The organism is Erwinia sp. JH02 (assembly GCF_013074405.1).
Classification (GTDB): Bacteria; Pseudomonadota; Gammaproteobacteria; order Enterobacterales; family Enterobacteriaceae; genus Erwinia; species Erwinia rhapontici.
The window spans coordinates 847964-867462 of record NZ_JABANZ010000002.1 but is presented as its reverse complement, the minus strand read 5'-3'; the positions used below and the strand labels follow the sequence as shown (position 1 = coordinate 867462).

The window sequence follows — 19499 nt, the reverse complement described above, 5'->3', positions numbered from 1 at the left end:
GTCTTCCTTCTCTGTTCGTTCAGACCAGCTGTTTGCGCTGATTTGATGGCGGGATGGATAAAGACTCTCGGTATTTTGCCACAGTGCGCCGTGCCACCATAATTCCCTGTTCGGAAAGCATGGAGGTGAGCTTGCTGTCGCTGAGTGGTTTGACGGGATTCTCCGCCGAGATTAATTTTTTCACCAGTGCACGGATCGCCGTTGAGGACGCTTCGCCCCCTCCTTCGGTATTGACGTGACTGGAGAAAAAATACTTAAGTTCAAAAATACCACGTGGACTGTGCAGGTATTTCTGGGTGGTCACACGGGAAATGGTCGATTCATGCATTTCGACGGCACTGGCAATATCAGCCAGCACCATTGGGCGCATATACTCTTCGCCCTGTTCGAAAAAGGCCTGCTGCTGATCCACGATACAGCGTGTCACTTTCAGCAGCGTATCATTTCGGCTTTCCAGGCTTTTAATCAGCCACTTGGCTTCCTGCAAATTACTGCGGATAAACTGCGAATCACTGTCGCTGCGTGAACTTGAGCCTAGTGAAGCGTAATGCTGATTAATCTTCAGACGCGGCACACTGTCTGCATTCAACTCGACCATCCAGCGATTACTGACTTTACGCACCAGCACATCTGGAATGACATACTCGGGTTCCTGAGTATTGATCGATTGGCCTGGGCGCGGGTCAAGCGTTTGAATGACCTGCATCGCTCCCTTCAGCACGTCTTCTTTAAGGCGTGTGACGCGCATCAGGCTGCGGAAATCATGGTTGGCGAGCAGGTCGAGATGCTCACTGACAATCAGCCGTGCTTCTTTCAGCAGCGGCACATCTGCCGCAAACTGGGAGAGCTGTACCAGTAAACAGTCGCGCAGATCGCGGGCGCAGACGCCTACTGGATCAAAACGCTGTACACGTTTCAGCACTGCTTCCACTTCGTCAAGGGTCAGCTCGTCGTTACCCATACTTTCAAGCACTTCCTCGAGCGACACGGTCAGATAGCCCGTATCGTCGACAGCATCGACAATGGAGGTCGCAATCGCGCGATCGGTATCGGTAAAAGGCGTTAGCTCCACCTGCCACATCAGATAGTCCTGTAGTGTCTGGGTCGTTTCACCCTGATAAACAGGTAACTCATCGTCATGGTAATCGGTACCCGTGCCTGACGGCGTACCAGCGGTGTAGATTTCATCCCAGGTCGCATCCAGTGGAAGCTCCTCGGGCATGTCTTTCTGTTCCAGCGCTTCCCGGGTATCCAGCGCTTCTGTTTCCTGATATTCGCGGGTATCAACTTCTTCGTGAATGTCGGTCTGTTCAAGCAACGGGTTACTTTCCAGCGCCAGCTGAATTTCCTGCTGTAGTTCAAGCGTAGAGAGTTGCAGCAGGCGAATGGCCTGCTGCAGTTGTGGCGTCATGGCAAGCTGTTGACTCAGCCTGAGTTGTAAACCTTGCTTCATATTCAGAGTATTAATTCCCCAGAAAACTTACCGAATGTGAACACCTTATCAGAGTCTGAACTCTTCACCCAAATAGACACGCTTAACTTGCTCATCGGCCAGGATCGCTTCCGGGGTGCCGTGGGCGATAAGATGCCCCTGGCTGACGATATAGGCTCTCTCACACACTGCCAGCGTTTCACGTACGTTATGGTCGGTGATCAGCACGCCGAGGCCGCTGTCACGCAGGTGTTCAATAATCTTTTTAATATCAATAACGGAAATCGGGTCAACACCGGCAAACGGTTCATCCAGCAGGATGAATTTTGGATTGGCGGCCAGCGCACGGGCAATTTCTACGCGGCGGCGTTCACCGCCTGATAGCGCCTGACCGAGGCTGTCACGTAAATGTTCGATGTGAAACTCTTCCAGCAGTTCATTAGCACGATCTTCACGCTGCTCACTGGTCAGATCTTCACGAATTTGCAGCACCGCCATCAGATTATCGTAAACACTCAGACGGCGGAAAATAGAGGCTTCCTGTGGCAGATAGCCAATGCCCCGACGCGCACGCGCATGCAGCGGTAAAATGCTGATGTCTTCATCGTCGATCACGATACGACCTGCATCACGCGGCACGATGCCAACCACCATGTAAAACGTGGTGGTCTTGCCTGCGCCGTTCGGGCCAAGCAGGCCCACGATTTCGCCAGACTTCACTTGCAGGCTGACATCTTCAACCACGCGGCGGCCTTTGTAAGCCTTCGCGAGGTTTTCCGCAATTAAGGTTGCCATGTTCGTTAGTTACTCTTTTTCTGACCGTTTGACGGTGTGCCTTTGTCCTGCAACTGCGATGGCACCAGTACGGTAGTGACACGTTTGCCGCTGCTGCCGAAGGCCTGCATTTTTTGCTCTTTCACCAGATAGGTGATGCGATCGCCTTTGACGTTGCTGTCGAGCTGCTCCAGATAGGCGTTGCCGGTTAACTCCACCAGGTCTTTCGCCAGTTCGTAATGCATTTTCTGGGCGTGACCCTGCACGGGTTTGCCACTGTCCTGCATCTGGTAGAAGGTCGCAGGATTGCCGTAGGCATCAACAATGGTTTTATTGCTGTCGCCACCCGGACGGGTCACCACCACTTTATCGGCCGTGATTTTAATCGTACCCTGCGTCACGATGACTTTTCCGGTAAACGTGGCAACGTTGCCTTGCATATCCAGCGCCTGATTTTCCGAGTCGACATTCACCGGTTTATCCGAATCGCCCGTTAACGCTAAAGCAGGAACGCTCACGGCGAACAGCAGGGTTGCAGTCAGTAACTTAAGGCTTTTGTTCATTTTGAATTTCATAAGATGTTTTGACCTTTTCAATCAACTCGGCAGTTTTCTTCCGTAAATTCCCACGCATCTTCATACCTGTAGAGTTAAAGCTGCTGCCATAAAGTGTTACCTGATCGTCCGAGGTCACATCCTGAGTCGTCAGGTTAATTTGCGCATTATCTGTTTTGATGCGCTCAAGCTGTGCGTCTTTCGTCAGGCTGTTAACTTCCACATGCCCGTATAGGTACAGCATGCGATCGTTAGTGAGCTTGGCTTTGTCTCCACGCACTGACCACGTTGGAACCTTGTTCTCATCGTAGGTGGTCATCACCGGGTTATCGAACCAGGTTACAGCATCCGCCGAAAAATAGGTCACCTTGTCAGAAACCAGCTTGTAGCTCAGCGCTCCGGTTGGGTTATAAACTACCGTATGTGAGTTATCACTCATATAGGTGGGTTCATTATTGTCCTGCGTTGCTGCACCGTCGTTATCATCGGTGGCAGTCAGATTCCAGCCAATCAGCACAATGGCGATCAGTGCCAGTATCAGCGTCATCCAGCGTCTTGTTTTACTCATACCGACTGCCCTTTGGCCTCATCAAACTTGCCCTGTGCAATCAGGATTAGATCGCAAATTTCCCGAACTGCACCACGACCACCCGCAATACGGGTCACGTAGTGAGCGCGGGGAAGCAAAATGGGATGAGCATCAGCAACGGTCACACTCAGGCCCACTTCAGCCATGACCGGCCAGTCAATCAGATCATCACCAATATAGGCAACCTGCTCCGCACTGAGTGACAGTGTATCCAGAAGTTCACGGAAGGCCAAAAGCTTATCCGTTTGTCCCTGGTAAAGATGCGTAATCCCCAGTGTGGCACAGCGATCTTCCAGCAGTTTGGCTTTACGGCCGGTAATAATAGCCACTTCAATCCCGGAGGTGAGCAGGCAGCGAATACCATAACCATCACGCACATTGAAGGCTTTGAGTTCTTCACCATTGTTACCCTGGTAGATCACGCCGTCTGACATGACACCATCGACATCGCAGATCAACAGTTTTATGTTCTGCGCTTGTGCCATCACCTGTTGGCTGACCGGGCCGTAACAGGTCTCAACGGTGGCTGCTGAATGACTCATTTTTGTTCACTTCCTTTGTTAAACCACACCAGCACGAAGCATGTCATGCATATGCACCACGCCCAGCAGTGTGTCGCCGTCGGCGACCATCACGGAGGTAATATTCTTATTTTGCATCAGATTCAGCGCATCCACTGCCAGGGTATTAGGCCGAACGCGGATCCCGCCCGGGGTCATCACGCTTTCGATGCCGGCATGCTGGATATCAACGCCCATATCGAAGACACGGCGCAAATCGCCATCGGTAAAGATGCCTTCGATTTTCATCAAATCGTTGCAGATTACCGTCATTCCCATATTTTTACGCGTTATTTCCAGCAGCGCATCGCGGAGTGAAGCATCACGGCTCACGTGCGGCATGTCGCTGCCCGAGTGCATGATATCATCAACACGCAGTAGCAGCTTACGCCCCAGCGCACCACCGGGATGGGAGAGCGCAAAATCTTCCGGTGTGAAGCCACGTGCTTTCAACAGGGCAACGGCCAGGGCATCTCCCATGACCAGTGTTGCCGTCGTGCTGGTCGTTGGTGCCAGGCCCAGTGGACAAGCTTCCTGTGGCACTTTAACACACAGATGCACATCCGCTGCGCGGCCCATTGCACTTTCCGGGCGGCTGGTGAGGCAGATTAATGTGACGCGTAAGCGTTTTAGCACCGGAATCAGTGCCAGAACTTCGGAAGATTCACCGGAGTTAGAGATGGCTAATACTACGTCATTGGGGCTGACCATGCCCAGATCGCCGTGACTGGCCTCAGCGGGGTGGACAAAAAACGATGGCGTACCGGTACTGGCAAAGGTAGCGGCTATTTTCTTACCGATATGCCCCGATTTCCCCATTCCCATCACCACAACTTTACCGCCACAGCGATAGATCAGGTTGCAGGCATGGGTAAAATCGTCGTTGATGTACTGATCGAGCTGCTCTAACCCTTCACGTTCAATCCGCAATACTTCTTTCCCGGCCTGTTGAAAGTCAAAGTCGGGATCGGCAGTGATATGCGCCATAGTAGTCCAGTCCTTTTACCAGAAAGTCACAGAGGGGAAGCCATAGAGCATTCCCACCCAGACGATAAATCCGCACAGCAACAATGCACCAGCCAGCCGACCAATGCGACGACTGCGTTGCAAACAGATTAATGTAAACAGCGCACTGACACCCAGCATCACCCAATAATCACGGGCGAAGATAGCGGTGTCGAGCGTGCCGGGATGAATCAGTGCCGGGATGCCCAGCACAATCGCGATATTATAGATGTTTGAACCAATCAGGTTTCCGACGGCGATATCATCTTCGCCTTTTAGTGCTCCGGCAATAACCGTAGCCAGTTCCGGCAGGCTGGTGCCTACTGAAATGATGGTCAGGCCAATCACCAGTTCACTCACGCCAAAATAATCAGCAATGACCGTCGCATTATCGATCACCATACGCGTAGACATGGGTAGCAGGATCAGCGCAACGGCCAGCCACAGGAAAGCAACGGTATTGCCCGCCTCATCGCGTGGCAGTTCGGCCAGCTGTTCCCGGGTCAGAGAGTCATTACCGTCGCGTTCAGCACGGCGTGCGATTTTAATGATGAACAACAGATAGATGGCTGCGATAGCGATCAGCGCCAGACCATCATTCCGGCTCAGTTCGTTATCGAACAACGTCACACCGCACAGCAGGGTGACCAGCAGCATCAGTGGGAGCTCACGCCGGATCAGGTTTGAATGAACGGTGAGCGGGTGTAGCAGCGCTGCGCCTCCCAATATCAGCAAAATATTGGTAATATTCGAGCCCATCGCTGTTCCTACGGCAATATCCATCTGCCCATGTGTAGCAGCAGAGAACGAGACAATCAGCTCGGGCAGTGAGGTGCCGATGCCCACCACGGTCATTCCGATAATTAACGGGGGAATACCAAAGGATCTGCACAAGATAGCGGCGCTAAACACCAGACGATCGGCTCCATAAACCAGTAAGACTAAACCGATAATCAGTAGTGCTGTAGCGACGAGCATGAAGTGTCCTTGTGGTCAGGTCTTATCGTCGAGGGCAGGTGGCGACAACGAAGTAAGGCATGGAAAATTTAATGGCAGTGATTTTGACGGTCTCAAAGCAAAAAGTAAAACTTATGCCAACTTTAGCTACGTCACAGAGGTAAGATTCTGTAAAAATGCCCGGCCCGGAGGGTAATACGTTACTATCGGGGGTAAATTAATCGCCTAAAAATAAAGATAGAGGTAACTATGAGCCAGGCGGAGACGAATCTGGTGGATGTCCGGGGTGTGAGTTTCTCCCGTGGCAACCGTCCGATTTTCGATAACATCTCGCTTACGGTGCCCAAAGGGAAAGTCACCGCCATTATGGGGCCATCCGGGATCGGTAAAACTACGTTGTTACGACTGATAGGTGGGCAGATCCCGCCTGACAGCGGTGAAATCTGGTTCAATGGTGAGAACATTCCCGCGCTGTCGCGTTCGCGTCTTTACGAAGCGCGTAAGAAGATGAGTATGCTGTTTCAGTCAGGTGCGCTGTTTACCGATCTCAGCGTCTTTGACAACGTTGCATGGCCGCTGCGTGAACATTCCCGTCTCCCAGAGCCCTTGCTGAACAGTACGGTGATGATGAAACTGGAAGCCGTGGGATTACGCGGTGCCGCCAATCTGAAACCCTCTGAACTGTCTGGCGGAATGGCGCGGCGTGCCGCTCTGGCCCGTGCGATTGCACTTGAACCCGATTTGATTATGTTCGACGAACCGTTTGTCGGGCAGGATCCGATTACCATGGGCGTGCTGGTGAAGTTAATCGATGAGCTTAATCACGCTTTGGGTGTTACCTGTATCGTGGTTTCTCACGATGTCCCGGAAGTGCTGAGCATTGCCGATTATGCGTATATTATCGCCGATCAAAAAGTGATTGCACAGGGGACAGCCCCACAGTTACGTGAAAATGATGATGCCCGCGTGCGTCAGTTTATTGATGGTATTGCTGACGGGCCCGTGCCGTTCCGTTTCCCGGCAGGGGATTATCTGCAAGATTTAGTCGGCTCAGGGAGGGTGACAGACTGATGTTTCTAAGAGCACTGGCGTCACTCGGGCGAACGGGCATTAATACCTGCGCCTCCTTTGGCCGTGCAGGGTTGATGTTATTCCATGCACTTTTTGGCATTCCTCGCTTTCGTAAACATGCGCCATTGCTGATAAAACAGTTGTATAGCGTTGGCGTGATGTCGTTATTAATTATCGTGGTCTCCGGGCTGTTTATCGGCATGGTGCTTGGCCTGCAGGGTTATCTGGTGCTGAAGACATACAGTGCCGAAACAGGCCTGGGCATGATGGTTGCACTGTCGCTGTTGCGCGAACTGGGGCCGGTTGTCACCGCGTTACTGTTCGCCGGGCGTGCCGGTTCAGCACTGACAGCAGAAATTGGCCTGATGAAAGCCACTGAGCAGCTTTCCAGCATGGAAATGATGGCGGTTGATCCTCTGCGGCGCATTATCTCTCCGCGCTTCTGGGCGGGTGTCATCAGTATGCCGTTGCTTACCCTGATTTTTGTCGCGGTGGGTATTCTTGGCGGTGGGCTGGTGGGGGTCAGCTGGAAAGGTATCGATCCTGGATTCTTCTGGTCAGCCATGCAGAATGCGGTCGACCTGCGCACGGATCTTATCAACTGCGTAATCAAGAGCGCCGTTTTTGCGGTGACGGTCACCTGGATTGCGCTGTTTAACGGCTATGACGCCATTCCGACTTCTGAAGGGATCAGTCGGGCAACGACGCGTACCGTAGTACATGCTTCACTGGCAGTGCTCGGTCTGGATTTTGTGCTTACAGCACTGATGTTTGGGAACTGATTCAATGCAAACGAAAAAAAGCGAGATTTGGGTAGGTGCCTTTTTACTGCTGGCGCTGTGCGCGATTATTTTTCTCTGTCTACGCGTTGCCGACCTGAAGTCACTGGGCAATGAACCGACCTGGAAGCTGTATGCTACTTTTGACAATATTGGTGGTCTGAAAGCAGGATCGCCGGTGAAAGTTGGTGGCGTCGTCATTGGCCGGGTTGAAGACATTACCCTTGACCCGAAAAATTACTCACCGAAGGTCACGATGGATATTGAAGATAAATATAACAATATCCCTGACACCAGTTCTCTGGCTGTGCGCACCTCCGGTCTGCTGGGTGAGCAATATCTGGCCCTGAATATTGGGTTTGATGACCCGGAAATGGGAACTGCTACGCTTAAAGACGGCAGCACGTTGCAGGACACCAAATCTGCAATGGTGCTGGAAGATCTGATTGGACAGTTCCTGTACAAAAGCGGCAACGGTGACGATAAAAACCAAAATTCATCTGCGTCGGGTGACGAGCCGGCCTCAGTGCCCGCCCCGGCGACGACAACTCCAGAAGAGGGCAAATAATGTTTAAACGTTTACTGATGGTGGCGATGCTGGTGATCGCACCAGTGGCAGCCAATGCCGCAGCGGATCAGACCGATCCTTATAAATTAATGAACGAAGCAGCCGCGAAAACGTTTACCCGGTTGAAGAGTGAACAACCGAAAATTAAGCAGGATCCTAACTACCTGCGTCAGATCGTGCGTGAAGAACTGTTGCCGTATGTGCAGATCAAATACGCCGGGGCGCTGGTACTCGGTCGTTACTACAAAGAGGCTACGCCAGCACAGCGTGATGCCTATTTCAAAGCCTTTGGTGATTATCTTGCGCAGGCCTATGGCCAGGCGCTGGCGATGTACAACGGGCAAACATACCAGATTGCTCCGCCTCAGCCGTTGGGGGATGCCAATATTATTGCTATCCGTGTCACCATCATTGACCCGAATGGCCGCCCGCCGGTACGACTGGACTTCCAGTGGCGTAAAAACAGCGTCACGAATCACTGGCAGGCTTATGACATGATTGCGGAAGGTGTCAGCATGATCACGACCAAGCAGAACGAATGGAGTGACACCCTACGTACGAAAGGTATCGACGGCCTGACGGCGCTGTTGAAGTCCTACTCGCAGCAGCCGATTTCATTGAATAAGCAGTCGTAATGAGCGAACAACTGCGTTGGGAGGTAGAGACGGACCATCTGCGTCTCTTCGGGGAGTTGGAACGTGAAACGCTGTTGCCGCTTTGGCAGCAGCGGGAAGCGGTGATGCAGTGGGTCGAAACGATCGATGTTTCCGGGCTGGATCGCGTCGATTCCGGTGGGCTGGCATTGCTGGTCCATCTCCGACAGATCGCGATACAGCGTGGAAGAGTACCGCAGTTTATCGGCATCACCGATAAACTCAGTTCGCTGATCACGCTCTATAACCTGCAGAAAATTATTGTCGGCAGCGACTAAGCCGCCAGAATCGATGCGCCGCGTAACGACAGCGGAACACCTTGAGTTTGCTCATTTTTACTTCAGGAACTGGTGCGCCGGTTCCTCTTTCATCCTGCCTCCGTATTGTTATCCATTCTCATTTAGTCTTTTACTGCTGCTCCTGGCATTTTTTGCTTGTTTAAGAGTGGGGCGGATTCCACTAAGATGTGTGCCTGTTTATTATCAAGTGAATTTGAAAGCATCATGGAAAATAATGAAATTCAGTCCGTGCTGATGGGCGCGTTACCGCTGCAGGAAGTCCACGTTACTGGTGATGGCAGCCATTTCCAGGTGATTGCCGTTGGTGAACTGTTTGGCGAGCTGAGCCGTGTGAAGAAGCAACAGACGGTCTATGCACCCCTGATGGCTTACATCGCGGATAACCGTATTCATGCGGTTTCCATCAAGACTTATACCCCTGAAGAGTGGGCGCGTGACCGTAAACTAAACGGTTTTTAAGCTGTGCAGCGTTCGCCACGTTTGGCGTGGTGAGAGTCTGAACAGCAGATTTTTTGACTGACAACAGAGAGCAGTTGCAATGGATAAATTTCGTGTACAGGGTCCGACCCGCCTGAGTGGTGAAGTCACAATTTCCGGGGCTAAAAATGCCGCATTACCGATCCTGTTCGCAGCTTTGCTGGCTGAAGAGCCGGTAGAGATTCAGAATGTCCCGAAACTGAAGGACATCGATACCACCATGAAACTGCTCAGTCAGTTGGGTGTAAAGGCTGAACGTAATGGTTCCGTGCATCTTGATGCCAGTGACGTCAATATTTTCTGTGCGCCTTACGACCTGGTGAAGACCATGCGTGCTTCTATCTGGGCGTTGGGGCCGCTGGTAGCGCGTTTTGGCCAGGGTCAGGTATCCCTGCCTGGCGGTTGCGCCATCGGTGCCCGTCCTGTTGACCTGCATATCACGGGTCTGGAGCAACTTGGCGCAGAGATTAAGCTGGAAGAAGGTTATGTGAAGGCCTCGGTTAATGGTCGCTTGAAGGGCGCACACATTGTGATGGATAAGGTCAGCGTAGGCGCTACCGTCACCATCATGAGTGCTGCAACGCTGGCAACCGGAACAACGGTTATTGAAAATGCTGCGCGTGAGCCAGAAATTGTGGATACCGCAAACTTCCTGAATACGCTGGGTGCGAAAATCACTGGCGCTGGCAGCGACCGTATTACTATCGAAGGCGTAGAACGTCTGGGTGGTGGGGTCTATCGCGTGTTGCCTGACCGTATCGAGACCGGAACATTCCTGGTGGCGGCGGCGATCTCTGGCGGTAAAGTGGTCTGTCGTGCGGCTCAGCCCGATACTCTGGATGCTGTGCTGGCTAAACTGCGTGAAGCCGGTGCGGATATTGAAGTGGGCAGCGACTGGATCAGCCTGGATATGCACGGTAAGCGGCCAAAAGCGGTAAACCTGCGCACGGCACCACACCCAGGTTTCCCGACTGATATGCAGGCCCAGTTCAGCCTGTTGAATCTGGTGGCAGAAGGTACGGGCGTGATCACCGAGACCATTTTTGAGAACCGATTCATGCATGTGCCGGAGCTGGTCCGTATGGGCGCACACGGTGAAATTGAGAGCAATACGCTGATTTGCCATGGCGTGGAGAAGCTGTCGGGTGCTCAGGTGATGGCGACCGATCTGCGTGCTTCAGCCAGTCTGGTTCTGGCAGGCTGTATTGCGGAAGGTACGACTCTGGTGGATCGTATCTACCACATCGACCGCGGTTATGAGCACATTGAAGATAAGCTGATGGCGCTTGGCGCAAATATTCAGCGCATCAGCGGCGAAGAGTGATTTTCCCGCAATAAAAAAGGGTCGGTATTCAATACCGGCCCTTTTTTTTTACTGCGGATCAGTTTCTTACGGTCGATAAGTTGATGTGTTTTAGGATCGTAGTAGCGGCTGGGCCAGATTTCTGCCGGATGCACATTCAGGGCATCGGCGATCAGCCACTCTCCTTTAGGCCAGGGTCGACTCAACGTATTGGCTAACGTCGATGAACTTAAGCCTGCCAGTCTGGATTGGGCGGCGAGGGTGGTTCCTTTTTTGCGCAGTCCGGCAATGATGTCTGCTGGGTGCCAGTCTTGCTGAGAGTGTTTCATGTGCTTATCCTCCATGGGCACTTTTGGAAAACAGGGCGCGGATTGTTGTCATCAATTGCACTCTGCTGTAGGTATTATTCCGATAAAGCAACTTGTTATATTTCACAATAACAGGCTGTTTATAGCAAATAACTTCCATTAAATTCCAATAAATTTCAGGCATAACTGTTTTTTTGCGTAACGTTACGCAAAATTAGAAGTGACGTGCCGGGGGCATGGGGGAGTGCGCGTGAAAAAAGTGTATCTGAAGGGCGGACAAAAAAACAGAAAGCACGAAGTGGTGTGCTTTCTGTTTAATTTATGGCATTAGAATTCGCGCTGAACTGACATGTGCGCAAGGGCTTCCAGCGCACTCCGCCATGGCGACTCAGGCAGGGCTTTCAGAGCCGTAATGGCTTTATCGGCTTCTTGTTCCGCAGCATTGCGCGTCCATTCCAGTGAGCCACACTGGTGCATTGCTTCCAGAACAGGTTCCAGTAAATGGCGTCCGTTACCTTCTTCAATCGCAGTACGAATCATGCTGGCTTGCTGCGGTGTTCCGTTACGCATGGCATGCAATAACGGCAGTGTCGGTTTACCTTCACTCAGGTCATCACCCACGTTTTTACCCAGCGTTTTGCCATCGGCACTGTAATCCAGCAGATCATCAATGAGCTGGAATGCGGTGCCGATGTAGCGGCCGTAATCCTGCAAAGCCTGCTCTTGTACCGCGTTGGCACCTGCCAGAATGGCCGAGGACTGTGCTGCTGCTTCGAACAGGCGTGCGGTTTTGCTGTAAATGACGCGCATGTAGCTTTCTTCGGTGATGTCCGGGTCATTACAGTTCATCAACTGTAAGACTTCGCCTTCCGCAATCACATTGACCGCTTCAGACATCAGGGCCAGAACCCTCAGCGAGCCGAGGCTGGTCATCATCTGGAACGAGCGAGTGTAGATAAAATCACCGACCAGCACGCTGGCAGCATTGCCAAACGCGGCGTTCGCGGTGGCTTTACCTCTGCGCATATCTGATTCATCCACGACGTCATCGTGTAGCAGCGTGGCGGTATGAATGAATTCGATCAACGCCGCGACGGTAATGTGTTGTTTACCTTCGTAATTATTGATGGCGCGTGCTGCAAGCACAGCGATCATCGGACGGATACGCTTACCTCCGCCACTGATAATGTAATAGCCCAGCTGATTGATGAGGGATACATCCGAGTTCAGCTGGTCGAGTATTGTCGCATTGACGTCCGCCATATCTTGCGCGGTGAGTTCATTTATCTGTTCTAAGTTCATCAGTCTGTTCAGCTATCGCTCAGTTCGCTGCTATGATAAGCGCCTTTACCGTGCCAGTGGCATGAAATGTATGACAGATTGTACTTGAAAAACGCGGCGGTGAAACGTCCCCATTCACGTTGCGTTTTTTTTCTGCAATAGAGCGAAACAGGCTATTGTCTTTACCTGCGAAGTTGCGTAGAATTCGCGCCCTATTGTGAATATTTATAGCGCAGCCTGAAATCAAAGAAGGCAAGCGCGAAAGCGGAGTTTATATGTACGCGGTTTTCCAAAGTGGTGGTAAACAACACCGAGTAAGCGAAGGTCAAACCATTCGCCTGGAAAAGCTGGACATCGCAACCGGCGAAGTCGTTGAATTCGACCAGGTTCTGATGATTGCTAACGGCGAAGACGTTAAAATCGGCGCACCTTTAGTTTCAGGTGGCGTGATCAAGGCTGAAATCGTAGCTCACGGTCGTGGCGACAAGATCAAGATTGTTAAGTTCCGTCGTCGTAAGCATTACCGTAAGCAGCAGGGTCACCGTCAGTGGTTCACTGATGTGAAGATCACTGGCATCAGCGCATAACAGGAGACCTGACAAATGGCACATAAGAAAGCTGGTGGTTCGACCCGTAACGGTCGTGACTCCAATGCAAAACGTCTGGGCGTAAAACGTTTCGGCGGCGAATCTGTACTGGCTGGTAGCATCATCGTTCGTCAGCGTGGCACCAAATTCCACGCGGGCACCAACGTAGGCTGCGGTCGTGACCACACCCTGTTTGCTACTGCAAACGGCAAGGTCCAATTCGAAGTTAAAGGCCCGAACAACCGTAAATACATCAGCATTGTTGCTGAGTAATTAGGTTTTCGTGCCGCGGAACGGCTGTTAAGCCGTTCACTGCTGCGAAAATAAAAGCCCCGCACTAGACTGCGGGGCTTTTTACATTCTGCCAGGGAACACTGATGTTAGTCATCAAACAACAGGCTGGAATGGGTATTGCGCTTGCGCTGGTTACCGCTATGAGCTGGGGTTCGTTACCCATTGCGATGAAAGTGGTGCTGCAGGTGATGGATCCGTTCACTGTGGTGTTCTATCGTTTTTTTCTCGCAGCGTTAGGCCTGGGCACGATTCTGGCCTTGAAACGTCAGCTGCCGCCGCGTGATTTCTTCCGGCACCCGCGTTGGCTGGTGTGGGTGATGATCGCTACCGCCGGACTGGTGGGCAATTTCATCTTGTTTGGCTCTTCGTTGCAGTATCTCAGCCCGACGGCGTCCCAGGTGATTGCCCAGTTGGCTCCTCCTGGTATGATGCTTGCCAGCGTCTTTATCCTGAAAGAAAAGATGCGCGGCAGCCAGATTATCGGTGTCTGTATGCTGCTGTGCGGGTTGGTGATGTTTTTTAATACCAGCCTGGTGGAAATCTTTACCCGTCTGACCAATTACACCTGGGGTGTGATTCTGGGCGTCAGTGCAGCACTGGTGTGGGTGGTTTATGGCGTGACGCAAAAAATTTTGTTGCGTCGACTCGGCTCGCAGCAGATCCTGTTTTTGCTGTACACTTTATGTGCAGTGACGTTATTGCCTTTTGCGCACACCGATCTGGTGTGGCAACTGGACAGATGGCAGCTTGGATGCCTGATTTTTTGTGTGCTGAATACCCTTGTGGGTTACGGCGCACTGGCGGAAGCCTACGCACGCTGGCAGGCGGCTCAGGTCAGCGCAATTGTGACGCTAACGCCACTTTTTACCCTGCTGTTTTCAGAATTTTTATCGCTTGGCTGGCCCGACTTTTTTGCCATTCCGCAACTCAATACCTTAGGGTTTGTCGGAGCAATCGTTGTGGTGTCAGGCGCCATGTTTTCCGCAATTGGTCATCGCTTATGGCCACGGCGGAGCAATCCCGTTCCGGTGCCACCTGCATCGGGCCACGGGCGTATGAGTGATGGAGAAGTAAAATGAAGTTTGTTGATGAAGCGACGATCCTGGTAGTGGCTGGCGATGGCGGTAATGGCTGCGTGAGCTTCCGTCGTGAGAAATATATCCCTCGTGGCGGTCCGGACGGTGGTGATGGTGGCGATGGCGGCGATGTGTATATGCAGGCCGACGAAAACCTGAATACCCTGATCGACTACCGCTTTGAAAAGTCCTTCCGTGCAGAACGTGGGCAGAACGGCCAGAGCCGTGACTGTACCGGTAAACGCGGTGTGGACATCGTTGTTAAAGTACCGGTTGGAACGCGCATTATTGACCAGGGAACCGGTGAAACCCTCGGTGATATGACGCATCATCAGCAGAAGATGATGGTCGCTAAAGGCGGTTGGCACGGTCTGGGCAACACCCGTTTCAAGTCATCCGTGAACCGTACCCCACGCCAGAAAACCATGGGTACGCCGGGTGAAAAGCGTGATTTACAGCTGGAGCTGATGCTGCTGGCTGACGTGGGTATGCTCGGCCTGCCTAACGCAGGTAAATCGACCTTTATTCGCGCTGTTTCTGCTGCGAAACCTAAAGTGGCGGATTATCCGTTTACCACTCTGGTGCCAAGCCTCGGTGTTGTTCGTATGGACAGCGAGCAGAGCTTTGTTATTGCCGATATCCCGGGTCTGATCGAAGGGGCTTCGGATGGTGCAGGTCTGGGTATTCGCTTCCTTAAACACCTTGAGCGTTGCCGTGTACTGTTACACACCATCGATCTGGCACCGATTGACGAAAGCGATCCGATTGAAAACGCTCGCATCATCCTGGCTGAGCTGGAGAAATACAGCGATAAGCTGTTCCAGAAGCCACGCTGGCTGGTGTTCAACAAAGTGGACCTGCTGGATGAAGAAGAAGCCGCATCGCGTGCTAAAGCCATTGCAGACGCTCTGGGATGGACAGAGAAATACTATCTGATCTCTGCGGCAAACCGCTCAGGCGTTAACGCACTGTGCTGGGACCTGATGTCCTTCATCATCGCTAACCCGAAAGAAGCTGAACTGGAAGCTAAACAGCCAGAGAAAGTGGAATTCATGTGGGATGACTATCATCGTCAGCAGCTGGAAGAAACCCAGCCAGAAGTTGAAGAAGAAGACGATGACTGGGATGACGATTGGGACGAAGACGACGAAGAAGGTGTCGAAACCGTCTATCAGCGTTAATCTTCGCTAAAAAAATAGGGTGCCACTGGCGCCCTATTTTTTTGTGCTTAATCGCGGCGGTTCTGATGTGGTACCGCGCCTCTGCGCTTTAGCCGATAATGGCGGTTGTCAGTCGTGCAATACAGCACAGCTGATCCTGTGCATTCACAATCTCAATCTGCCAGACCTGGTTCATACTGCCGCTGTGAAGCGCCCTGCAGATGCCGCGTACGGTTCCGCTATAGACCGCACGCAGATGGCTGGCGCTGACTTCAATACCTACCACATTCTGACCTGGCTGCGAACAGAGCCAACCTGCCATTGACCCCAGCGATTCCGCCAACGCCACTGATGCGCCACCGTGCAGCAGCCCAAACGGCTGCTGTGTGCGAGCATCCATGGGCATAGTGGCTTCCAGCCAGTCAGGCTCCAGTCGGGTAAAGACCATACCCAGCCCGGCAATTAGCGTACCTTCTGCCATCTGATTTAGCTCAGTCAGGCTACTTTGTCGTTTCCACATATCAGGCACCCAGAGTGGCTCCGCCATCGACAACAATATCCTGCATCACGATATGGCTGGCGCTGTCGGAGGCGAGGAACAATACCGTGTTGGCGATTTCCTGAGGTTGGGCAATTTTCTGCAACGGAATACCCAGTTTGTACTGATCGGGGTAGCCGGCGATCATCTGCTGTTCGTCTTCCGGTTTATGCCACAGGCTCCGTTGCATCGCGGTGTCTGTGGAACCGGGTGAAACGATATTGCAGCGGACACCAAAGGGAGCCATTTCCAGCCCGACAGTGAGGCACAGGCTACGCAGGGCTGCTTTAGAAGCACCATAAGCTGACATACCGATACGCGGCGCGTGTGCCGCATTGGAGGCAACAGTGACAATCGCGCCGGCACGTTGCTGACGGAACAGTGGCAGTGTTTGCTGGAACAGATTGAATGCCCCCCCGGCGTTGACGGCCATGCAGGCCTGCCAGTCCTCCACCGCGAGTTCTTCGGTGCTGCCAGTACGTAAAATACCGGCAGCATTCACCAGCACATCAAGGCGGGGTGTATCTGACAGCAGGCGCTGACAGACACGTTTCACCTGATCGGCATCGGAAATATCGACAATGGCGCGCTGGAAGGGGTAATCGTTTTGCGAAAACTGTTTATCAAACCCCACCACAGAGGCACCCGCAGCAACAAATGCCAGTGCAGTATGATAACCAATCCCCTGGCCCGCCCCGGTGATCCACACCTGTTTATTGCTGAAGTCAAAACGGCATGACATTACGCAGGCTCCCTCGACAGCAGTGCCCACCAGCCATCAATACTGGGATTTTTTGCCAGGGCGATGAAGTCGATATCGCTATGCACCTGGCGCCAGCGGGCTGCCAGCGCCATCATGCGCACCGAATCCAGTCCGTAATCCACCAGATTTTCGCTATCAAGGAGATCATCGCTGTCTTCATCCAGCAGGGGCAGGACCACGGCACGTAGCTGCTCTTTGCTTTGTGGCAGTGGCAGCAGGGTTTCCGTCATCACAACGCGGCCGCTGCGACCGGCTGTATAGGTCAGCGACATCATATGTTCTTCGCGGCTGAAGTCAGCCAGGGCGTCAGCCACCATAAATGGCTTGATGTTACGCATAAAGGCGTCGGTCGCGGTGGTCAGACAGCCAATGTGGGCATATACGCCACAGATAATCAGCTGGTCGCGTCCGGTTTCATTCAGGATCGATTCCAGCGGTGAGCGATGAAATGCGCTGTAACGCCATTTCACCAGCACCTGGTCATGTTCATCCGGTGCCAGTGCAGCCACGACTTTCTGCTGATCAGGGTGTTTGTTGAGGCCAGGTCCCCACATGTCGTTTAGCAGAGCACGATCTTCAGCACTTTGCTCATTGGGCTGTGCGGTGTAGAACACCGGGATCCCCTGGGATTTGCAGTACTCGCGTAACCGGGCAATATTGGCGACGACTTGTTCAATCAGCGGGCTGTCTTCACCCCAAAAATTGAGGAAATACTCCTGCATATCGTGGATCAGTAACGCGGCACGCGCCGGTTCAAAGGCCCAGGTCACTTTATTGGCTGGCAGTTCGGCTGCGGTTGGCAGCGCGTAAGAATTTAACGTTGGAATAGCCATTACTCTCTCCTGAAAATTATCCGTTCTGCTGAGCGGCCAGCTGCTGGCGCAGGCGTTTTTTGTCCACTTTTCCCACCGGGGTGAGCGGTAGCTCATCGACACATTCAATGCGATCCGGCAGCTTGAATTCCGCCACGCCCAGTTCACGCAGATGACGACGTAAGACCACCGGTTTTAGCGCACGACGCGCGACAATAAACGCACAGCTTTTCTCACCCATCAGGTTGTCTTCCATGGACACCAGCGCAGCATGGATCACGTCTTCATGGCGCAGTAGCAGATTTTCGATCTCTTCCGCTGCGATCTTTTCGCCACCCCGGTTGATCTGATCCTTCTCGCGCCCCTGAACGGTGATGTAGCCGTCTGCAGCGATGGCGATCAGATCGCCGGAGCAGTAGAAACCCTGATCATCGAAGCTGGCAGCATTGTGCTCCGGGCTATTGTAGTAACCACGGAAGGTATAAGGGCCGCGCGTCATCAGGCGGCCGGTTTCTCCCGCGGGCAGTGGCTGACCCTGCTCATCCGCGACCCAAACCTCGTCGTCGTCAGAGATCGGACGGCCCTGCGTAGTGAGAATATGCTGCTGGTCATCGTCCAGGCGGGTGTAGTTCACCAGACCTTCGGCCATGCCAAAGACCTGCTGGAGCTGGCAGCCAATTTCTTTCTGGATACGTGAAGCCAGTGATTCACTGAGCTTGGCACCACCAACTTGTAACAGTGCCAGTGATGTCAGTGCACGGTTGCTGCCCCATTCCTGAATTGCCTGTAACCACAGACTGACGGCGGGTGGCACCAGTGCCGCCACGTTAACCTGATGTTGTTCAATCAGCGGGAAGCAGAGGTTGGCACTGGGATCGTTCGCCATTACCACACAGCCACCCGCGTAAAACACGCCGAGGGAGCCTGGTGAGCTCATCGCATAGTTATGGGCGGCGGGCAGGGCATTCAGATAACGAGTCTGTGCGTTGAACTCACAGATCTCAACGCTGCCACGAATACTGTAGTAATAATCATTGTGGGTACGTGGGATCAGTTTCGGGGTTCCGGTACTGCCGCCGGAGAGCTGAAAGAAGGCCACTTCATCGGCAGCAGAGGGGCTGGCTATAAAATCGCCGGCATCTGCATCAATCAGGCCTGACAGTGAAAGCGCAACGTTGTTTTCATTGTGCAACGCCACGACCTTCAGCGCCGGGAAATCCTGCCGGAGTTGATTGAGATAATCATCGTTGCTAAACAGGCTGTGCTGGCGGTCGGCAATCAACAGCGCGGGCTGAATTTGCAGCGCGTAGGCGCTCAGTTCGTTGCGTTGATGACTGAATAGTGCGTTAACAGGGGCGACGCCAATTTTCAGCAAGGCAAAAAAGGTGACGTAGAATTCTGCAACGTTACCCAGTTGTACCAGTGCCGTGTCACCTGACTTCAGACCACGGCGTTGCAGCGAGGCTGCCAGGCGATCGGACTGCTGTGCCAGATCGTGGTAGCGATAACGGCGCGTGCCGTCAATCACGGCTACGGCGCTGCTGCCAGCGTGACGTTGCAGAATGTCCGTTAACGGCAGATCCAGCCAGTAACCTTTTGCGCGATACTGTGTGGCCAGATCGTTCGGCCAGCGAGAATAAGGGATGGTCATGACAGCAC

At 52.9% G+C, this 19499-nt stretch carries 24 protein-coding genes; 11 read left to right on the top strand and 13 right to left on the bottom strand.

What is annotated here, in order from left to right; translation table 11 throughout:
* Positions 1-19 precede the first annotated feature (19 nt).
* The 7 genes from rpoN to HHI26_RS08700 are packed head-to-tail and all read right to left on the bottom strand — an operon-like array spanning position 20 to position 5892.
* Positions 20-1453 carry an RNA polymerase factor sigma-54 gene (gene rpoN / locus HHI26_RS08730; RefSeq protein ID WP_133844105.1) on the bottom strand — a complete coding sequence of 478 codons (1434 nt, stop codon included), beginning with the start codon at positions 1451-1453 and terminating at the stop codon, positions 20-22.
* A gap of 48 nt (positions 1454-1501) precedes the next feature.
* Positions 1502-2227, bottom strand: a complete 726-nt coding sequence (gene lptB / locus HHI26_RS08725) for an LPS export ABC transporter ATP-binding protein (RefSeq protein ID WP_171148918.1) — start codon at positions 2225-2227, stop codon at positions 1502-1504.
* Positions 2228-2232: 5 nt separating this feature from the next.
* Positions 2233-2781, bottom strand: a complete 549-nt coding sequence (gene lptA, locus HHI26_RS08720; protein WP_133844100.1) for a lipopolysaccharide ABC transporter substrate-binding protein LptA — start codon at positions 2779-2781, stop codon at positions 2233-2235.
* Positions 2753-3328, bottom strand: a complete 576-nt coding sequence (lptC, locus tag HHI26_RS08715) for an LPS export ABC transporter periplasmic protein LptC (RefSeq protein ID WP_133844098.1) — start codon at positions 3326-3328, stop codon at positions 2753-2755. The genes lptA and lptC overlap by 29 nt, the downstream gene beginning before the upstream one ends.
* Positions 3325-3891 carry a 3-deoxy-manno-octulosonate-8-phosphatase KdsC gene (gene kdsC, locus HHI26_RS08710; protein WP_133844096.1) on the bottom strand — a complete coding sequence of 189 codons (567 nt, stop codon included), beginning with the start codon at positions 3889-3891 and terminating at the stop codon, positions 3325-3327. Before kdsC ends, lptC begins: the two co-directional genes overlap by 4 nt.
* A gap of 18 nt (positions 3892-3909) precedes the next feature.
* The gene (gene kdsD, locus HHI26_RS08705; protein WP_133844093.1) at positions 3910-4896 is read right to left on the bottom strand and encodes an arabinose-5-phosphate isomerase KdsD; all 987 of its coding nucleotides are present in this window, start codon (positions 4894-4896) and stop codon (positions 3910-3912) included.
* Positions 4897-4911: 15 nt separating this feature from the next.
* A complete protein-coding gene (locus HHI26_RS08700) occupies positions 4912-5892 on the bottom strand; it encodes a calcium/sodium antiporter (RefSeq protein ID WP_159337316.1) in 981 nt (326 codons plus the stop codon).
* Positions 5893-6120: 228 nt separating this feature from the next.
* On the opposite strand from HHI26_RS08700, the gene mlaF reads away from it, so the two are divergent.
* The 7 genes from mlaF to murA all read left to right on the top strand — a co-directional run bounded on the left by mlaF (position 6121) and on the right by murA (position 11042).
* Complete coding sequence (gene mlaF / locus HHI26_RS08695; protein WP_133844089.1) at positions 6121-6942, top strand: phospholipid ABC transporter ATP-binding protein MlaF; 822 nt, start codon at positions 6121-6123, stop codon at positions 6940-6942.
* Complete coding sequence (gene mlaE / locus HHI26_RS08690) at positions 6942-7724, top strand: lipid asymmetry maintenance ABC transporter permease subunit MlaE (protein WP_133844087.1); 783 nt, start codon at positions 6942-6944, stop codon at positions 7722-7724. Before mlaF ends, mlaE begins: the two co-directional genes overlap by 1 nt.
* A gap of 4 nt (positions 7725-7728) precedes the next feature.
* Positions 7729-8289 (top strand): outer membrane lipid asymmetry maintenance protein MlaD, encoded by a 561-nt coding sequence (gene mlaD / locus HHI26_RS08685; protein ID WP_133844085.1) that lies wholly within the window; start codon positions 7729-7731, stop codon positions 8287-8289.
* Positions 8289-8924, top strand: a complete 636-nt coding sequence (gene mlaC, locus HHI26_RS08680) for a phospholipid-binding protein MlaC (protein ID WP_133844083.1) — start codon at positions 8289-8291, stop codon at positions 8922-8924. The genes mlaD and mlaC overlap by 1 nt, the downstream gene beginning before the upstream one ends.
* On the top strand, positions 8924-9220 hold the full coding sequence (gene mlaB, locus HHI26_RS08675) for a lipid asymmetry maintenance protein MlaB (RefSeq protein ID WP_133844081.1): 297 nt from the start codon (positions 8924-8926) through the stop codon (positions 9218-9220). The genes mlaC and mlaB overlap by 1 nt, the downstream gene beginning before the upstream one ends.
* 225 nt (positions 9221-9445) lie before the next feature.
* Complete coding sequence (gene ibaG, locus HHI26_RS08670; RefSeq protein ID WP_133844079.1) at positions 9446-9700, top strand: BolA family iron metabolism protein IbaG; 255 nt, start codon at positions 9446-9448, stop codon at positions 9698-9700.
* Positions 9701-9779: 79 nt separating this feature from the next.
* Entirely contained in the window at positions 9780-11042 is a 1263-nt protein-coding gene (gene murA / locus HHI26_RS08665) for a UDP-N-acetylglucosamine 1-carboxyvinyltransferase (RefSeq protein WP_133844077.1), read from the top strand.
* On the opposite strand, the gene HHI26_RS08660 is transcribed toward murA, so the two are convergent.
* Positions 11018-11350 (bottom strand): helix-turn-helix domain-containing protein, encoded by a 333-nt coding sequence (locus HHI26_RS08660; protein ID WP_171148917.1) that lies wholly within the window; start codon positions 11348-11350, stop codon positions 11018-11020. The genes murA and HHI26_RS08660 overlap by 25 nt on opposite strands.
* A 306-nt stretch (positions 11351-11656) precedes the next feature.
* On the bottom strand, positions 11657-12631 hold the full coding sequence (gene ispB / locus HHI26_RS08655; RefSeq protein WP_133844073.1) for an octaprenyl diphosphate synthase: 975 nt from the start codon (positions 12629-12631) through the stop codon (positions 11657-11659).
* A gap of 254 nt (positions 12632-12885) precedes the next feature.
* On the opposite strand from ispB, the gene rplU reads away from it, so the two are divergent.
* The 4 genes from rplU (at position 12886) to cgtA (ending at position 15748) form a co-directional block, all read left to right on the top strand.
* Positions 12886-13197 carry a 50S ribosomal protein L21 gene (rplU, locus tag HHI26_RS08650; RefSeq protein WP_133844071.1) on the top strand — a complete coding sequence of 104 codons (312 nt, stop codon included), beginning with the start codon at positions 12886-12888 and terminating at the stop codon, positions 13195-13197.
* Between the two features lie 15 nt (positions 13198-13212).
* On the top strand, positions 13213-13470 hold the full coding sequence (gene rpmA, locus HHI26_RS08645) for a 50S ribosomal protein L27 (RefSeq protein ID WP_013204035.1): 258 nt from the start codon (positions 13213-13215) through the stop codon (positions 13468-13470).
* A 113-nt stretch (positions 13471-13583) separates the two neighbouring features.
* Positions 13584-14570 carry a DMT family transporter gene (locus HHI26_RS08640; protein WP_133844246.1) on the top strand — a complete coding sequence of 329 codons (987 nt, stop codon included), beginning with the start codon at positions 13584-13586 and terminating at the stop codon, positions 14568-14570.
* Positions 14567-15748, top strand: a complete 1182-nt coding sequence (gene cgtA, locus HHI26_RS08635; RefSeq protein ID WP_133844069.1) for an Obg family GTPase CgtA — start codon at positions 14567-14569, stop codon at positions 15746-15748. Before HHI26_RS08640 ends, cgtA begins: the two co-directional genes overlap by 4 nt.
* An 88-nt stretch (positions 15749-15836) precedes the next feature.
* Here the strand turns inward: cgtA and HHI26_RS08630 are convergent, their stop codons facing one another.
* Genes HHI26_RS08630 through HHI26_RS08615 form a run of 4 tightly spaced genes read right to left on the bottom strand, consistent with a single transcriptional unit; the run spans position 15837 to position 19491 of the window.
* Entirely contained in the window at positions 15837-16247 is a 411-nt protein-coding gene (locus HHI26_RS08630) for a hotdog fold thioesterase (protein WP_133844067.1), read from the bottom strand.
* Position 16248: 1 nt separating this feature from the next.
* Positions 16249-17007: a 2,3-dihydro-2,3-dihydroxybenzoate dehydrogenase gene (dhbA, locus tag HHI26_RS08625; RefSeq protein ID WP_133844065.1), complete on the bottom strand. Its 759-nt coding sequence runs from the start codon at positions 17005-17007 to the stop codon at positions 16249-16251.
* Positions 17007-17861 (bottom strand): isochorismatase, encoded by an 855-nt coding sequence (locus tag HHI26_RS08620; protein ID WP_133844063.1) that lies wholly within the window; start codon positions 17859-17861, stop codon positions 17007-17009. Before HHI26_RS08620 ends, dhbA begins: the two co-directional genes overlap by 1 nt.
* 16 nt (positions 17862-17877) lie before the next feature.
* Complete coding sequence (locus HHI26_RS08615; protein ID WP_171148916.1) at positions 17878-19491, bottom strand: (2,3-dihydroxybenzoyl)adenylate synthase; 1614 nt, start codon at positions 19489-19491, stop codon at positions 17878-17880.
* Positions 19492-19499 lie beyond the last annotated feature (8 nt).

Excerpts from the sequence above, each read along its gene's own strand:
- rpoN (WP_133844105.1), bottom strand. The coding sequence starts at position 1,453 with ATGAAGCAAGGTTTACAACTCAGGCTGAGTCAACAGCTTGCCATGACG.
- lptB (WP_171148918.1), bottom strand. The coding sequence starts at position 2,227 with ATGGCAACCTTAATTGCGGAAAACCTCGCGAAGGCTTACAAAGGCCGC.
- lptA (WP_133844100.1), bottom strand. The coding sequence starts at position 2,781 with ATGAAATTCAAAATGAACAAAAGCCTTAAGTTACTGACTGCAACCCTG.
- lptC (WP_133844098.1), bottom strand. The coding sequence starts at position 3,328 with ATGAGTAAAACAAGACGCTGGATGACGCTGATACTGGCACTGATCGCC.
- kdsC (WP_133844096.1), bottom strand. The coding sequence starts at position 3,891 with ATGAGTCATTCAGCAGCCACCGTTGAGACCTGTTACGGCCCGGTCAGC.
- kdsD (WP_133844093.1), bottom strand. The coding sequence starts at position 4,896 with ATGGCGCATATCACTGCCGATCCCGACTTTGACTTTCAACAGGCCGGG.
- HHI26_RS08700 (WP_159337316.1), bottom strand. The coding sequence starts at position 5,892 with ATGCTCGTCGCTACAGCACTACTGATTATCGGTTTAGTCTTACTGGTT.
- mlaF (WP_133844089.1), top strand. The coding sequence starts at position 6,121 with ATGAGCCAGGCGGAGACGAATCTGGTGGATGTCCGGGGTGTGAGTTTC.
- mlaE (WP_133844087.1), top strand. The coding sequence starts at position 6,942 with ATGTTTCTAAGAGCACTGGCGTCACTCGGGCGAACGGGCATTAATACC.
- mlaD (WP_133844085.1), top strand. The coding sequence starts at position 7,729 with ATGCAAACGAAAAAAAGCGAGATTTGGGTAGGTGCCTTTTTACTGCTG.
- mlaC (WP_133844083.1), top strand. The coding sequence starts at position 8,289 with ATGTTTAAACGTTTACTGATGGTGGCGATGCTGGTGATCGCACCAGTG.
- mlaB (WP_133844081.1), top strand. The coding sequence starts at position 8,924 with ATGAGCGAACAACTGCGTTGGGAGGTAGAGACGGACCATCTGCGTCTC.
- ibaG (WP_133844079.1), top strand. The coding sequence starts at position 9,446 with ATGGAAAATAATGAAATTCAGTCCGTGCTGATGGGCGCGTTACCGCTG.
- murA (WP_133844077.1), top strand. The coding sequence starts at position 9,780 with ATGGATAAATTTCGTGTACAGGGTCCGACCCGCCTGAGTGGTGAAGTC.
- HHI26_RS08660 (WP_171148917.1), bottom strand. The coding sequence starts at position 11,350 with ATGAAACACTCTCAGCAAGACTGGCACCCAGCAGACATCATTGCCGGA.
- ispB (WP_133844073.1), bottom strand. The coding sequence starts at position 12,631 with ATGAACTTAGAACAGATAAATGAACTCACCGCGCAAGATATGGCGGAC.
- rplU (WP_133844071.1), top strand. The coding sequence starts at position 12,886 with ATGTACGCGGTTTTCCAAAGTGGTGGTAAACAACACCGAGTAAGCGAA.
- rpmA (WP_013204035.1), top strand. The coding sequence starts at position 13,213 with ATGGCACATAAGAAAGCTGGTGGTTCGACCCGTAACGGTCGTGACTCC.
- cgtA (WP_133844069.1), top strand. The coding sequence starts at position 14,567 with ATGAAGTTTGTTGATGAAGCGACGATCCTGGTAGTGGCTGGCGATGGC.
- HHI26_RS08630 (WP_133844067.1), bottom strand. The coding sequence starts at position 16,247 with ATGTGGAAACGACAAAGTAGCCTGACTGAGCTAAATCAGATGGCAGAA.
- dhbA (WP_133844065.1), bottom strand. The coding sequence starts at position 17,007 with ATGTCATGCCGTTTTGACTTCAGCAATAAACAGGTGTGGATCACCGGG.
- HHI26_RS08620 (WP_133844063.1), bottom strand. The coding sequence starts at position 17,861 with ATGGCTATTCCAACGTTAAATTCTTACGCGCTGCCAACCGCAGCCGAA.
- HHI26_RS08615 (WP_171148916.1), bottom strand. The coding sequence starts at position 19,491 with ATGACCATCCCTTATTCTCGCTGGCCGAACGATCTGGCCACACAGTAT.